At 69.8% G+C, this 14625-nt stretch carries 14 protein-coding genes, 1 pseudogene and 1 riboswitch; of the genes and pseudogenes, 4 read left to right on the forward strand and 11 right to left on the reverse strand.

All coding sequences use genetic code 11. The annotated features are described in order from the left end of the window. Window positions 1-392 (forward strand): zinc-binding dehydrogenase (locus ETD86_RS32930; RefSeq protein WP_138670560.1); only part of this gene is annotated, 392 nt, incomplete at its 5' end. Window positions 393-550: 158 nt separating this feature from the next. Here ETD86_RS32930 and lysX read toward each other — a convergent pair. Next, window positions 551-2032 carry a bifunctional lysylphosphatidylglycerol synthetase/lysine--tRNA ligase LysX gene (gene lysX, locus ETD86_RS32935; RefSeq protein ID WP_138670561.1) on the reverse strand — a complete coding sequence of 494 codons (1482 nt, stop codon included), beginning with the start codon at window positions 2030-2032 and terminating at the stop codon, window positions 551-553. Window positions 2033-2187: 155 nt separating this feature from the next. Between lysX and ETD86_RS32940 the strand changes: the two genes are divergently transcribed. Further along, entirely contained in the window at window positions 2188-2667 is a 480-nt protein-coding gene (locus ETD86_RS32940) for a hypothetical protein (RefSeq protein ID WP_138670562.1), read from the forward strand. 57 nt (window positions 2668-2724) lie between these two features. Here the strand turns inward: ETD86_RS32940 and ETD86_RS32945 are convergent, their stop codons facing one another. The 7 genes and pseudogenes from ETD86_RS32945 to ETD86_RS32970 all read right to left on the reverse strand — a co-directional run bounded on the left by ETD86_RS32945 (window position 2725) and on the right by ETD86_RS32970 (window position 9102). After that, window positions 2725-3507, reverse strand: a complete 783-nt coding sequence (locus ETD86_RS32945; protein WP_138670563.1) for a type III pantothenate kinase — start codon at window positions 3505-3507, stop codon at window positions 2725-2727. A 3-nt stretch (window positions 3508-3510) separates the two neighbouring features. Beyond that, a complete protein-coding gene (locus ETD86_RS32950) occupies window positions 3511-6030 on the reverse strand; it encodes an L-aspartate oxidase (protein ID WP_138670564.1) in 2520 nt (839 codons plus the stop codon). A gap of 79 nt (window positions 6031-6109) precedes the next feature. Beyond that, window positions 6110-6373, reverse strand: a complete 264-nt coding sequence (locus ETD86_RS57355; RefSeq protein ID WP_211370466.1) for a hypothetical protein — start codon at window positions 6371-6373, stop codon at window positions 6110-6112. A gap of 47 nt (window positions 6374-6420) precedes the next feature. Then, window positions 6421-6846: pseudogene (locus ETD86_RS60260) on the reverse strand (DUF6624 domain-containing protein); the annotation flags it as partial. Further along, window positions 6798-7634, reverse strand: coding sequence for a pantoate--beta-alanine ligase (panC, locus tag ETD86_RS32960; protein ID WP_138670583.1), 837 nt, complete (start codon window positions 7632-7634; stop codon window positions 6798-6800). The gene panC and the pseudogene ETD86_RS60260, both read right to left, overlap by 49 nt. Window positions 7635-7678: 44 nt before the next feature. After that, window positions 7679-8569 (reverse strand): Rossmann-like and DUF2520 domain-containing protein, encoded by an 891-nt coding sequence (locus ETD86_RS32965; protein WP_138670565.1) that lies wholly within the window; start codon window positions 8567-8569, stop codon window positions 7679-7681. A 311-nt stretch (window positions 8570-8880) separates the two neighbouring features. Beyond that, window positions 8881-9102 carry a chaplin gene (locus ETD86_RS32970; protein WP_138670566.1) on the reverse strand — a complete coding sequence of 74 codons (222 nt, stop codon included), beginning with the start codon at window positions 9100-9102 and terminating at the stop codon, window positions 8881-8883. A 187-nt stretch (window positions 9103-9289) separates the two neighbouring features. On the opposite strand from ETD86_RS32970, the gene ETD86_RS32975 reads away from it, so the two are divergent. Further along, complete coding sequence (locus ETD86_RS32975) at window positions 9290-10252, forward strand: SAM-dependent methyltransferase (protein WP_138670567.1); 963 nt, start codon at window positions 9290-9292, stop codon at window positions 10250-10252. 67 nt (window positions 10253-10319) lie between these two features. Here ETD86_RS32975 and ETD86_RS32980 read toward each other — a convergent pair whose 3' ends face one another. Together ETD86_RS32980 and ETD86_RS32985 are read right to left on the reverse strand one after the other, a co-directional pair. Beyond that, window positions 10320-11510 (reverse strand): cytochrome P450, encoded by a 1191-nt coding sequence (locus tag ETD86_RS32980; RefSeq protein ID WP_138670568.1) that lies wholly within the window; start codon window positions 11508-11510, stop codon window positions 10320-10322. After that, window positions 11510-12283, reverse strand: coding sequence for a TerC family protein (locus tag ETD86_RS32985; RefSeq protein WP_138670569.1), 774 nt, complete (start codon window positions 12281-12283; stop codon window positions 11510-11512). The genes ETD86_RS32980 and ETD86_RS32985 overlap by 1 nt, the downstream gene beginning before the upstream one ends. Window positions 12284-12395: 112 nt before the next feature. After that, window positions 12396-12511: riboswitch (SAM riboswitch) on the forward strand. Window positions 12512-12556: 45 nt separating this feature from the next. On the opposite strand from ETD86_RS32985, the gene ETD86_RS32990 reads away from it, so the two are divergent. Next, window positions 12557-13897 (forward strand): aminotransferase class V-fold PLP-dependent enzyme, encoded by a 1341-nt coding sequence (locus tag ETD86_RS32990; RefSeq protein ID WP_425465674.1) that lies wholly within the window; start codon window positions 12557-12559, stop codon window positions 13895-13897. 3 nt (window positions 13898-13900) lie between these two features. Here ETD86_RS32990 and ETD86_RS32995 read toward each other — a convergent pair whose 3' ends face one another. Next, entirely contained in the window at window positions 13901-14560 is a 660-nt protein-coding gene (locus ETD86_RS32995) for a DoxX family protein (RefSeq protein WP_138670570.1), read from the reverse strand. Window positions 14561-14625 lie beyond the last annotated feature (65 nt).

The raw sequence follows: 14625 nt of genomic DNA on the forward strand, positions 1-14625 counted from the left end.
GGGACGAAGAGCTCGTGCGGGGGCTGGGGGCCGAGTGGTTCGTGGCGCGTGGCGAGGAGGTGGCGTCCGCGGTACGGGCTCACGTGCCGGGCGGGGTGGACGCCGTCGTGGACGCGGCCGTGCTGGGCCTGGCCGCGCTCGACGCGGTCCGCGACGGCGGCGCCTTCGTGGCGCTCACGGCCGGCGTGGCGCCGGTCGCGCTGCGCGGGATCGACGTGGCCACCGTGTTCTTCCGTGCCGACGCGGCTCAGCTCGGCGAGGTGGTGCGGCTGGTGGAGACCGGGCGGCTGACGGTACGGGTGGCGGAGGTTCACCCTCTGGAGAAGGCGGCCGACGCCCACGCCAGGCTGGCTGCGGGCGGAGTGCGCGGCCGCCTCGTTCTCGTGCCCTGAGCCCTCGCCCCCGGAGGTCTCTCTGTGCCCGAAGTCCCGGACGGCCTTCCTGTGCCCGGAGTCCCGAAGGGCCTTCCTGTGCCCGGAGTCCTCACGCCGCCCGAGGGCCGGGCCGACGAGCGGGCGCGCGGATCCGGCCGCGCGCCTCGCGTCTCAGCTCAGCGGGTCGGCTTGACCAGCGGGAACAGGATCGTCTCGCGGATGTTCTTGCCGGTGAAGGCCATGATCATCCGGTCGATGCCGGCGCCCATGCCGCCCGTCGGCGGCATGGCGTACTCCAGCGCTTGCAGGAAGTCCTCGTCGAGCTGCATGGCCTCCAGGTCGCCGCCGGCCGCGAGCAGGGACTGCTCCATCAGCCGGTGGCGCTGGTCGATCGGGTCGTTGAGCTCCGAGTAGGCCGTGCCCAGCTCGGTGCCGAACCCGATCAGGTCCCACTTCTCCGTCAGCAGCGGGTTGTCCCGGTGCAGCCGCGCCAGCGGTGAGGTCTCCACCGGATAATCCATGACGAACGTCGGCTGGACCAGCGTGTGCTCGACCAGGGCCTCGAAGAGCTCCTGAACGATCTTGCCCGAGCCCCACTTCGGGTCCCAGTGGACCTCGCGCCGGTCGGCGATCTTGCGGAGCTCCTCCAGCGTGGTCGAGGTCGTGATCTCCTCGCCCACGGCCTCCGACACCGCGCCGTACAGCGTGATGCGCGGCCACTCGGCGAGGCCGAGGTCCACCTCGACGCCGTCGTGCACGACCACGGACGTGTCCAGGGCGGCCACGACGGCCTTCTGGTACATCCGCTGCGTCAGGTCAGCCATGTCGTTGTAGTCGAGGTAGGTGCCGTAGGCCTCGACCATGGTGAACTCGGGGTTGTGCGTGGAGTCGGCGCCCTCGTTGCGGAAGTTGCGGTTGACCTCGAAGACCTTCTCGATGCCGCCGACCACGAGCCGCTTGAGGTAGAGCTCGATCGCGATGCGAAGGTAGAGCTCCATGTCGTAGGCGTTGATGTGGGTCTTGAAGGGCCGGGCCGCCGCGCCGCCGTGAATGGGCTGCAACATCGGCGTCTCGACCTCGAGGTAGCCCTCCTCGTGCCAGAAGTCGCGCACCGCGCGCACGGTGGCGCTGCGGACGCGGGCCATCTTCCTGGCCTCGTCGTTGACGATGAGGTCGACGTAGCGCTGGCGGACGCGGGCCTCGGGGTCGGTGAGACCGACGTGCTTCTCCGGCAACGGACGCAGGCACTTGGCGGTGATCTGCCAGCTTTCCGCGAGGATGGACAGCTCACCCCGGCGCGAGGTGATGACCTCGCCTATCACACCGACATGGTCGCCCAGGTCGACGTCGCGCTTCCAGCGCGACAGCGAGTCCTCGCCGACCTTGTCGAGCGAGATCATGACTTGCAGGTCGGCCTCGCCGTCCCTGAGCGTGGCGAAGCAGAGCTTGCCGCCCACGCGGCTGAGCATGACTCGGCCCGCGACCCCCACCGTGTCGCCGGTGGCGGCGTCGGGCTCCAGCCCCTGGTATTTCTCCCTGACCTCGGCGTTCGTCGCCGTACGAGGGAAATTCACCGGGTAAGGGTCGACGCCCTCGCTGCGAAGGCGGTCGAGCTTCTCCCTCCGGATCCGCATCTGCTCGGGAAGTTCGTCGCTCACAACAACAAAGCGTAGGGGATATGGCGAACTGCAAGGACTCGTCGGTCCCCTGCAGGGAGCGCGCAGGAACGCTGCAAGAGCCTTCTTCTATCAATATCTCAAGAGCTCAGGGGGGAGCCGGCAGGGAGCCGGCCCAGGGAGCTCAAGGAGAGAAGATGTTGAAGAAGATCGCGACAGGCGCCCTCGCCGTCGCCGCGACCACGGCACTGGCCCTGGCGCTCCCGACGGCCGCGTCCGCCAGCACCTCCGACTATGACGACTACTCAGAGTATTGGGGCTCCGCCTACGCCAAGCACGGCCTGGCCAAGGCGCACGGCAAGGTCACCGTGAACTGGGACCACGACGGGGAGTCGAACGAGGTCCACGTCTACGGCCGGCTCTACGACCTGGACAACCGTTCCTACAACGAGGGCGGCAAGTGCGCGTTCGTGAAGTTCGAAGCCAGCGACTTCGACCACGACTGGTCCCCCGTGTACTGGAAGAAGTACTGCGGCTTCCCCGGCTACAAGAAGTTCCACTTCCAGGAGCACGACGTCTACTCGCTGCGGGCGAAGGTCTGCCAGATCGGCGTGCACAGCAGCTACCCGAAGAAGTGCGGCCCCTGGCAGTACATCTACACCGCCGAGAGCGAGTAGCCCTCACGCGGTCACATACGCAAGCGGCCCTCTTACCCGAGCGGAGGGCCGCTTGTCCTATGTCGCGTTCCGGTGGTAGATCAGGCGCAGGCCGATGAGGGTCAGCCACGGCTCGTGCACGTCGATCGAGCGCGACTCGCCCACCACCAGGGCGGCGTGCCCGCCGGTGGCCACCACGGTCACCTCGTCGGGATCGTCGGCCAGCTCGGCCGCCATCCGCTCGACGATGCCGTCCACCTGGCCGGCGAAACCGTAGATGATGCCCGCCTGCAGGGCCTCCACGGTGTTCTTGGCGATCACCGAGCGTGGTCTGACGAGCTCCACCTTGTGCAGTTGCGCCCCGGCCGCGGCCAGCGCGTCCACCGAGATCTCGATGCCGGGCGCGGTGACCGCGCCGACGTACTCGCCCTTGGCCGACACCGCGTCGAACGAGGTCGCGGTGCCGAAGTCGACGATGATGCAGGGGCCGCCGTACTGGTCGATGGCCGCCAGCGCGTTGACGATGCGGTCGCTGCCGACCTCCTTGGGGTTGTCCATGCGTACGGGCACGCCGGTGCGGATGCCCGGTTCCACGATCACCGCGTTGACGTCGCCGTAGTAGCGGCGGCACATCTCCCGCATCTCGTTGAGCACGCTCGGCACCGTGGAGCAAATGGCGATGCCGTCGATGTCGGCCCCTTTGAGCAGCGGCGACTGCGCCAGCAGGCCCTGGAGGACGACCGCGATCTCGTCGGCGGTGCGGCGGGCGTCGGTCGCCAGCCGCCAATGCTCGATGACGTCCTCGCCCTCGAACAACCCCAGCACCGTGTGCGTGTTGCCGACGTCGATCGTGAGCAGCATCAATTACCCCCGCAGATCCAGTGCGATGTCCAGGGCCGGCGCCGAGTGCGTCAGCGCCCCCACCGCCAGGTAGTCAACGCCAGTTTCGGCCACCGCGCGGGCCGATTCCAAGGTCAATCCCCCGCTGGCTTCGACGGCAACCCTGTTTTTCGCCCGATTTTTCACGACTTGTACGGCTCGGGCGGTGTCGTCGACCGTGAAGTTGTCGAGCAGGATTTCCTCGGCCCCTTCGTCCAGCACGGCCTCCAGCTGATCCAGCCGGTCGATCTCCACCTCGATGGACAGGTCCGGGTACCGCTCCCTGACCGCCCGGAACGCCTCGGCCACGCCGCCCGCCGCCACCACGTGGTTGTCCTTGATCAGGGCGGCGTCCGACAACGACATCCGGTGGTTGACGCCGCCGCCGCAGCGCACCGCGTACTTCTCCAGTGCCCGCAGCCCGGGCAGGGTCTTGCGGCTGTCACGGACGCTCGCCCCCGTGCCACTGATCGCCTCGACCCATCTGCCGGTCAGCGTGGCCACCCCGGACAGGTGCGTGAGCAGGTTGAGCGCGGTCCGCTCGGCCGTCAGCAGGGCCCGCGTCGGGCCCTCGACGGTCATCAGCACGTCGCCGGCCCGGACCCGCTCGCCGTCCTTGGCCCGCCGCTCGGTACGCCCCGCGCCCAGCCGCACGAACACCGCCTCGGCCACGGCCAGCCCCGCCACCACGCCGTCCTTGCGCGCGACCACGTCGGCCGTCGACCGCTGGGCGGCCGGGATGGTTGCCAGGCTCGTCACGTCGCCGGCCTCCTGCAGATCCTCCTCGAGCGCCCGGTCGATGAGGGCGTCCACCTCGGCCGGGTCCAGCCCGGCTCCGGTGAGCTCCTGCGTCAGGCGCGCGGGAGTCCCATGGGGCGTGTACGTCATGCGGGGACCTTCCTCGCTCAGGGTCACATCCAGGTGCCCCAGCCATTCGTCGTCGTCGCGGGTCTCGTGATCCTGGCGCCAGTGTGAGCCACGCGTCTCCAGCCTGGCCGCCGCCGCGCCGGTGAGCACGGTGGCAACGGTCAGGAGGTTCGTGGCCTCCCATGACTCGGTGCAGGCCGGCACCTCGACGGGGGTCCAGCGGGCGTCGCGCAGCGCCCTGGCCGTGGCCACCAGCGACTCTCGGCTGCGCAACACGCTCGCCCCGGCGCTCATGTGACCCTGGATCCGCGGTCTGATCCGGGGGTCTGCCAGCCCGGGCGCTGCCTGGCTCGCGACCGGGTCGCCGGGCGCCGGGCGTACCTGGTGGATGTCCTCGGCGATGCGCTCGGCGAAGACGAGCCCTTCGAGCAGGGAGTTGGAGGCCAGCCGGTTCGCACCGTGCACGCCGGTGCAGGCGACCTCGCCGCAGGCGTACAGGCCCTCGATCGAGGTACGTCCGCGCAGGTCCGTACGGATGCCGCCGCTCGCGTAATGGGCGGCGGGGGCCACGGGGATGGGCTCGGTGGCCGGGTCGATGCCGTGCTCGCGGCAGACTGCGTAAATCGTCGGGAATCGGCTCTCCCACTTCGCCCTGCCGAAGTGGCGCCCGTCGAGATAGACGTGGTCGCGGCCGGTCGCGCGCATCGTCCGCATGATCGCCTTGGCCACGACGTCACGTGGCGCCAGGTCGGCCAGTTCGTGCACGTCCTCCATGAACCGGTTGCCGTCGTGGTCGATCAGCACCGCACCCTCGCCCCTGACCGCCTCGGAGATCAGCGGCTGCTGGCCCGTCGAGCCCTCCCCGAGCCAGAGCACGGTCGGGTGGAACTGGACGAACTCGATGTCACGCACCACGGCCCCGGCACGCAGCGCGAGCGCCACCCCGTCGCCTGTGGAGACCACGGGGTTGGTGGTGGCGGCGTACACCTGGCCCATGCCGCCGGTGGCCAGCACGACCGCCCTGGCGCGCACCGCGCCGACGCCGTCGCGCGCCCCCTCGCCCATGACGTGCAGCGTCACGCCCCTGGCCCGGCCCTCGGCGTCCTTGAGCAGGTCGAGCACCAGCGCGTGCTCGATCACCTCGATGGAGGCGGCACGCACCGCCTCGACGAGCGCCCGCTGTACCTCGGCGCCCGTGGCGTCGCCGCCCGCGTGCACGATCCTGCGCCGCCGGTGCCCGCCCTCCCTGGTGAGCTGAAGCTTCCCGTCGGGCGTACGGTCGAAATTGGCGCCGCGCGCCATCAGCCGCCGCAGCGCGGCGGGGCCCTCGGTCACCAGCGTCCGGACCGCCTTCACGTCGCACAGGCCGACCCCGGCGAGCAGCGTGTCGTTCAGGTGCTCCTCGGGTGTGTCGCGCGGGTCGAGCACGGCCGCGATGCCGCCCTGGGCCCAGCGCGTGGAGCCCGACGACAAGACGTCCTTGGTGACGACCATTACCTTGGCGGCCGGGTCCAGCTCGGCATAGTGCAGGGCCACGGTCAGGCCCGCGATGCCAGAGCCCACGACGACCACGTCCGCCTCGGCGGTCCAGCCGGGCGCGGGAGCGGTCAGCCGCAGGGGAATCGCCGGTGCGCTCATTCGGGGTCTCCTCACTCAGAGACGATTTCGTCAATATGACGATAACGCCCGGCGTGGCGTGAACATGCCCGGGGGGTGCTCAACCGCCCTCGGCGGGTTCGATGCCCTCGGGCCTTCCTGCGCTATCGGACTCCCTGATCTCCCCCACTCCCTGATCTCCCCCACTTCCTGATCTCCCGGACCTCCCGATGCCCTCGGCTTTTCTGACGCCCTCGGCTTTTCTGATGCCCTCGGTTTTTCTGATGCCCTCGGTTTTTCTGATGAACGCCTCGTACTCGGCGAACGGCTCCAGCCCCACGGCCGCGCGGCGCTCGTCGAGCAGCTCGGGTTCCTCGATCGGCATGGGTTCCAGGCCGTCCACACCGTCGTGGAACTGGGTCCCGTACAGCTGGGGCGGCCGGAGCGCACCCGTACCCGATCCTCCAGGTACGCCAGATCGCCGCGCGGCGACGCCTCGTCCCGCTCCACGGCGTCGGCCATCACCTGGCGGAACAGGCGCTGCGCCTCGATCGAGCTGGCATGCCGTGCCAGCAGCCAGGCCGCCCGCGCGGCGCGCCCGCCGACCTGCGAGACCAGCGGCCAGCCGCGAGTGGCGACCACGGAGTAGAGCCAAGCGGTGTTGCCCTCGTCGAGCTTCTGGAGCCGGGTCAGCTGCCGGCCGCTGGGAAATCCCTTGGCCGGGTCGCGCATGGCCTGGTCGACCTTCATCCGCCGGAGCAGCTCATCCCGTAACTCCTCGTCGGTCTTGATTCCGACGGTAATCCGCCTCAGGCGGGATTCAAGGTCAGGGTGACATTGTCGATCAGCCTGGTCGATCCCACCCTGGCGGCCACGGCGAGCACTGCCTCGCCCGCGTACGACTCGCCCACCTCGGTGAAGGTCGCCGGGTCGACGAGGACCAGGTAGTCCACGTCGAGTTCGGGTCCCGCCGCGTCGAGCACCGCCCGCGCCGCCGCCCGGATCTCGGACGGCGTCGGCTGGGCGGCTCCCGCGCGCAGCGCCCGGGAGAGCGCCAGCGCAACCTGGCGGTCCGCCTCGGACAGGTAACGGTTGCGACTGGACAAGGCCAGGCCGTCGGGCTCGCGTACGGTGGGCGCGCCGACGATCTCGACCGGCACGTCGAGATCGGCCACCATGCGGCGGATCAGCGCGAGTTGCTGCGCGTCCTTCTGCCCGAAGATCGCCACGTGTGGCTGGACCAGGTTGAACAGCTTGAGCACGACCGTCAGCACGCCGTCGAAGTGTCCCGGCCTGGAGGCGCCCTCGACGACCTCGCCCATCCGGCCGGAGAGCAGGCTCACCTGGCGGTCGGGGTGGTACATGTCCTCGGCGGACGGATAGAACACCACGTCCACGCCCTCGGCCCGGCACACCTCGAGGTCCGCATCGAATGTACGGGGATAGCGTGAAAAATCCTCACTTGGCCCGAATTGAAGGGGGTTAACGAAGATGCTGACCACGACCTGATCGGCCCGGGCACGGGCGAGCCTGATCAGCGATCGATGCCCCTCGTGCAGCGCGCCCATGGTCGGCACCAGGGCCACCTCACCACCGGCCCGCGCCTTGACCAGGTCGTCCCGGTTCCTGGCGACGATCAGCTCCATAGTCCCTTCCCTGCTCATGGCCTCACTCCGCGAGGTGTCGCGGGTCAGGTCCATATGTTGCCTCCGAGTGCGTCGAGCAGCCGCTCCGCCTCCTCCGGTTTGAGCAGTCCCGCGGCCAGCGCCCGGTCGGCGGTGAGCCTGGCCAGCGCGATGTAGGCGTCGGCCGCCTCAGGAGCCGCCAGGATCAGCGCGTCCACATGCTTGCGCACGGTGCCGGCGTCGCCGCGCACGACCGGCCCCGTCAGGCCGGCGATGCCCAGCCGCAGCACGTTGTCGAGCGCGGCGCCGAGCAGCGGGCCCAGCATGCGCCCAGGGTGCTCGACACCGATGCGGCCCAGGAGCTCTTGTGACTCAGCGATGAGCGTGACCATGTGATTGGCCGCCCCGGCCAGTGCCGCGTGGTAGAGCGCGCGGTCGGCGTCGGCGATCCAGACCGGCTCACCGCCCATCTCGATCACCAGAGCCTCGGCGATGGGACGCAGCGCGTCGGGCGCGGTCACGCCGTACGAGATGCCGGTGAGCTTGTTGAGATCGTCGTCACGGCCCGTGAAGGTCATGACCGGGTGCAGCGCGAGCGGCAGCGCGCCGACTCGAGCCGCCGGCTCGAGCACGGACAACCCGTACGCCCCGCTGGTGTGCACCAGCAGCTTGCCTTTGAGGTCGGCCCCGGTGGCGGCCAGACCGTTGACGAGATCGGGCAGCGTGTCGTCGGGCACGGTGAGCAGAATCAGCTGGGCCGTCGACACCACCTCGTCAGGCCGCGACGGCGTGACCCCGAGCCGGTCGGCGGCCCATCGCTGGGAGTTGTCCGACACCCCGCTCGCGGCCACGACGCGGTGTCCTGCCTGCGCCAACGCGGCGCCGAGAGCCGAGCCGACCTTGCCCGAGCCGAGCACTCCGACGGTCAGCCGCGCCGGGCGATCCCCTGCGTCCATGACGTCACACCCCTGTCGAGCAAATGGCACTGCCGACCAGCGTAACGGCCCTTCCGTACTACAGATGTGACCGGTGCTTTGCCGCATGTTGAGTTAACGACAAAAGCGACAAGGGCATACAAATAGTGCACCCCCTGTCGGAAGAGATGAGGAGAGGGGTTCATCGCATGGCCGCGGGCGCCGAGTCCTGGCCGGACCCGACGCCCGCAATGATGCGACCCTTGGAGGTGCGCCTGACCGGTTCATCCGCCGACTGACCGGCCAGGAACGGAGCCCGGACCGGACCGCGCCGGTCCGGGCTTCTTCGCCGATCAGTAGTCGATCACCTTGGCGCCACCCTTGCAGCCGGCGATGGCGGAGCCCAGGACGGCCACCGCGTTGCCGCAGACGTTGATCGGGATGCCGATCGGTAGGTGCACCTGATTGCCCGAGAGCACGCCACCGTTGCCGCTCGTGACGTTGGCGTGTGCCGCCGGGGCGGCCAGCGACACCACCGCGACGGCTCCGGCCACAGCCAGGGTCTTCTTCAGCATGAGAGCTCCTCTCGGTTTCGCGGCGCCGGGGCCGCGGACGCTTGCTCACGATCGACTCCGCCACTTGGGGGTTGGCGGAACGCAGTCATTCGATGACTCTAAGCAAACGTACTGCAAGTCGGAGACAAAGAGTAGCCGTATAGTGACTGTCTGTGTGTCCGTCGAAAGTCGTGAGATAGTCCAAGGCATGTGGCTGACGTGGCGCGCCGCGACGGAGCGGGCGTTGTACGGCGAGGAGGGCTTCTACCTCCGCGAGCGCCCGTCGGGCCACTTCCGCACCTCGGTCAGCGCCTCGGCGGCGTTCGCCGACGCGGTGCTGACGCTGCTGAGACAGGTGGACGCCGAGCTCGGTGAGCCGGAGGAGCTCGACTTTGTCGACATCGGCGCGGGCGAAGGTGTGCTGGTGACCGAGGTGCGGGCCGCGGCCGAGCCCGCACTGCGCAACCGGCTGCGGATCACGGCCGTCGACCTCTCCCCCAGGCCGCTGGGCCTTCCAGAGCGGATCAACTGGCGTGGCGGCCTGCCGGACCGCATCACGGGCTTGGCCGTCGCCAACGAATGGCTCGACAACATCCCGCTGGACGTGGCCGAGCAGACGCCGGACGGCCCGCGGCTCGTCCTGGTGAACATCCGTACGGGCGAGGAGCGTCTCGGCGGCCCGCTGCGGCCTGCCGACCGGGCGTGGCTGGATCGATGGTGGCCACTACCCCAGGTGGGCGCCCGAGCGGAGATCGGCCGCCCACGTGACGAGGCCTGGGCCTCGGTGGTGACGCGTCTCACCAAGGGCCGGGCGATCGCCATCGACTATGCACACCCTGTGGATAACCGGCCGCCGTGTGGCACGCTGACCGGCTACCGCGACGGCGCCGTCGTCACCCCGATTCCCGACGGGACCTGCGATATCACGGCCCATGTCGCGCTCGACGCATGCGCGGAGGCCGGGCGGCGGGCCGGTGCGATATCCACAACCTTGTCCACACAACGCGACGCACTGCGGGCGCTGGGGATCACCGGCGCCCGGCCGCCCATGGCGCTGGCCGGCACCGATCCGCGCGCCTACGTGCGGGCCCTGGCCCGGGCGTCGGAGGAGGGGGAGCTCATCGACTCGTCGGGCCTCGGCGGCTTCGGCTGGCTCGACCAACGGCGGTGAGCAGCTCATGGCCGACTCGACCAACGGCGGTGAGCGGCTCACCGCCGACTCGACCAACGGCGGAGACTCAGCTCGCGGTCAGTTCCAGGGCGTGCAGGCCACGGATGATGTAGCCGGGCTTCCAGGCCGGCTCCTCGCGCAGCTCCAGTGTGGCCGCCCGGTCCAGCAGCGCGCCGAAGGACTCCATCAGCTCGATGCGGGCCAGCGGCGCGCCCAGGCAGAAGTGGATGCCGGCACCGAAGGAGATGTGCGGGTTGTCGGCCCGCCCCACATCCAGCCGGTCCGGATCCTCGAACACCTCGGGGTCCCGGTTCGCCGAGCCGAACAGCAGCGCCACCTCCGACCCACGCGGAATCGTCACGCCGTGGACCTCGATGTCCTCCAGCACCCACCGCTCGAACATCTGCAGCGGCGTGTCCCAGCGCATCAGCTCCTCGACGGCCGTGGGCAGCAGGGAACGGTCCGCACGCAGCCGTGCCAGCTCGCCGGGGTTCCTGAACAACGACCACCATCCGTTGCCCGTCACGTTCACGGTGGCCTCGTGGCCGGCGTTGAGCAGCAAGACACAGGTGCCGACCAGCTCGTCCTCGGTCAGCTCGGTGATCCCGGCGAGCGCGCTGATCAGGTCGTCGCCGGGACGCTGCCGGCGCTCGCGGGCCAGGGTCTTGAGGTAGCCGGCGAACTCCGAAGCCGCCCGCACCGCGGTGTGCTGGGCTTCGGGTGCGGGGTTGAGCTCGTACATGCCGCAGATGTCGGACGACCAGGGACGCAGCAGGTGGCGGTCCCCGTCGGGGATGCCGAGCATCTCCGCGATCACGGTCACCGGGAGCGGCTCGGCGACCTCAGCGATCAGATCCCCGCCGCCCTTCTCCACGTACGTGTCCACCAGGCCCGCCGCGATCGCCCGCACACGCGGCCGCAGGGACTCCACCATGCGCGGCGTGAAGGCCTTGGAGACCAGCCGGCGCAACCGCGTGTGCACCGGCGGCTCCACGTCGAGCATGCCCGCCCTGATCACCCGCCAGAACGGCTCCTGGAAGTCCGGCTCGGGCGGCCTGCCGAACTCTTCGTGCGTGGCCACGTGCAGGTACGACCTGCCCAGGCGGCGGTCCCTGAGCAGGGCGTTCACGTCGGCGTGGCGCGAGACCAGCCACTGGTTCGTCGGCTCGAAGTAGCAGACGGGCGCCTCGCGCCGCAGCTCGTCGTAGACCCGGTACGGGTAGGCCACGAAATCGGGATTCCAGGGATCAAAGCGCACTACTTCATAGTAGGAGCCTCATGCTGGGACTCCTCCTCCTGCTCGGCCGGCTCGACCTGCTTGGAGTGCCTCCTGCGCATCCGGATGTTGAGCAGCTCCACGACGACCGAGAACGCCATCGCGAAGTAGATGTACCCCTTCGGAATGTGCTGGTCGAGGCCCTCGGCGATGAGCACCACGCCGATCAGCACCAGGAACGCCAGCGCCAGCATCTTGATGCTCGGGTGCTGGTCCACGAACCGGCTGATCGGCCCGGAGGCGAACAACATGACCAGCACCGCCACCACGACGGCCGCGATCATCACGCCGAGCTCGTCCACCATGCCGACCGCGGTGATGACCGAGTCGAGCGAGAACACGACGTCCAGCACCATGATCTGCAGGATCACGGAGGTGAAGGAGACCGCGGCGGCCTTCTTGCCGTCCTTGCCGGACGGGGCGTCCATGCTGTGGCCGATCTCGGTGACGCTCTTGGCCAGCAGGAACAGGCCGCCGAGCAGCAGGATCAGATCACGTCCCGATATCTCGTGACCGATGACGGCGAACAGCGGCTCGGTGAGCCGTACCACCCATGACAGGCCGAGCAGCAGAAGCAGCCGGCTGATCAGGGCGGCCGCAAGGCCGAGGACGCGGGCTCTGTCCCGTTGTTCCGGGGGTAGTTTCCCGGCCAGGATGGAGATGAAGATGATGTTGTCGATGCCCAGGACGATCTCCAAGGCCACCAGGGTGAAGAAACCGATCCAGATCTGCGGGTCGGTCACCCAGTCCCACATCTGTTTACCTCCATGACATGCGGCTCGTGGTCCCAGGTAGCAACGAGTCAAGGGGCGTAAAAGTTCGCCGGTTTGCGTTTTGCCGCGGGGGCTGGGTTATAGTGCGGGCGTAGGTCATGAGTGCCAGCGACAAGCCCCGGCTAGCTGGCCGGCAACCCTCGCGTCCGCGGCGGGGTGCCCCGGGTGAAGACCTGGTCCGCCACGAGGTGTGGCGGGCAAGCGCGGGCTCCGTGGCTGCTCCAGGGGTCCGATGACCCCTGAGGGAGATGTGCCGTGTCCACGCTCACGATCTTCGACTCCGTCCCCGTCCAGGCCACCGGCGACGCTCCGGCTCCGGCCGCCACGAGCCGCCCCATCCCCGCCGTGCTCGGCGCCGACCTGCAGGTGCCGGTCAAGGGTGGGCGGCTGGTGGGGTACGCCAACCTGGACTACGCGGCCAGCGCGCCCTGTCTGGAGCCGGTCAGCGCCGCCGTCGCCGCCGCGCTCCCGGCCTACTCCAGCGTCCACCGCGGCGCCGGCTACGCCTCCCAGCTCACCACCGCCAGGTACGAGCAGGCCCGCCACACGGTCAGGGCGTTCGTCGGCGCCCGCCCCGACGATGCGGTGATCTTCACCCGCAACACCACCGACGCCACGAACCTGCTGGCCGGCTGCCTGCCCGCCGGCACGACCGCGGTGGTCTTCGACACCGAGCACCACGCCTCGCTCCTGCCCTGGCCCACGTCCGTACGGCTGGCGCCGCCCGCCTTCCCCGGCGAGGCCGTCCGCGCCGCCGACGAGGCGCTGGCCGGGGTCGAGGGGCCGAAGCTGCTCGTGGTCACCGCCGCCTCCAACGTCACCGGGGAGCTCTGGCCCATCGCCGCCCTGGCCCACATCGCGCACCGGCACGGGGCCCGCATCCTGGTGGACGCGGCGCAGCTCGTACCGCATCGGCAGCTCAACCTGACCGCGCTCGACCTGGACTACGTGGCCTTCTCCGGCCACAAGCTGTACGCGCCGTTCGGGGCCGGGGCGCTGATCGGGCGGCGGGACTGGCTGGCCGAAGGGGAGCCGTACCTCAAGGGCGGAGGTGCGGTGCGCTCGGTCGGTGACGTCGTGGAATGGCATGACGACCCGGAGCCGCGCCACGAAGCGGGCACCCCGAACGTCCTGGGCGCGATCGCGCTGGCCGCCGCCTGCGACGGACTCACCGCAACCGGCTGGACGGCGCTGGTCCGCGAGGAGGAGCGGCTGCTGGCCCGGCTCCGGTCGGGGCTGGCCTCGATCGAGGGTGTGCGGGAGTTGTCACTGTGGGGGGACGATCACCCGCGGGTGGGGATCGTGTCGTTCACCGTGGACGGGTGCTCGGCTCGCGAGGTGGCCGAGGTGCTGTCCAGCGAGTACGGCATCGGCGTGCGCGACGGGAAGTTCTGCGCGCACCCGTTCGTGCGGCACCTGCTGGACGCTACCGCCGATGAACACGAGCGCAGGAGCTCGGCCGGAGAGAGCGACCCGGAGAACTCCGGCTGCGAGGACGGCACGACGGCCGCGGTTCGGGCCTCGATCGGCATCGGGACCACGCAGGAACACGTGGACCGGCTGATCGAGGCGCTGCGGGACCTCGTCTCCCGCTGAGACTCACCGGTTCGGTGGCTTGCGGTGCTCCGGCTGGTCGTCGGAGACCAGGGCGTCGATGTCCCGCATGTCCTCGTCGCTCATGCTGGACCTGGGCGCCGTCGGCTGCCTCGGCACGTTCGGCGTCTCGGGCGTGCCGGGCTCCGAAGGCGTCAACGGACCACCGGTCCGTCCAGTGCCCGTCCTCCCCTCGTCACGGCCCGCGCCGCGCTGGTGGACGCCCACGTCGCTCTCCGCGGCCTGGCTTTCCTTGCGGCGCCGGAACATCTTGCCGAGCAGCGCGTCGAGCCCGAGCCGCCCGCCGCCGACCGCCAGGAACATGAGGCCGAGCGCAGCCAACGCACCCGGCAACTCCCAGCCGCCGGTTTCCGACATGATGCCCTTCCCCCAGTGGGCGAAGGCGATCGCGCCGATCATGTTGATCAGCAACAGCAGGCCCACCGGCCGGACCAGCAGGCCGACGATGAGAAAGATGCCGCCGACGAACTCGACGACGTGGGCGTACAGGGCAGCGACTTCGGGCAGCGGGAGCCCCATCCCCCTGAAGCCCTCTGAGGTGGCGCCGAGCCCGCTCTGCCACTTCTGCCAGCCATGAGCTATGAAGATCACGCCGGTCGCCACCCGCGCGATCAAGGCCGCGACATCGAACAGAACCTTCTTCATAGTGCTTTCTCCCCCCGTTCCCCCGACTCCTCCCCAAGTCCTCAGAAGCGATGCGTTTGCATACC

The organism is Nonomuraea turkmeniaca, assembly GCF_005889735.1.
GTDB classification, from domain to species: Bacteria; Actinomycetota; Actinomycetes; order Streptosporangiales; family Streptosporangiaceae; genus Nonomuraea; species Nonomuraea turkmeniaca.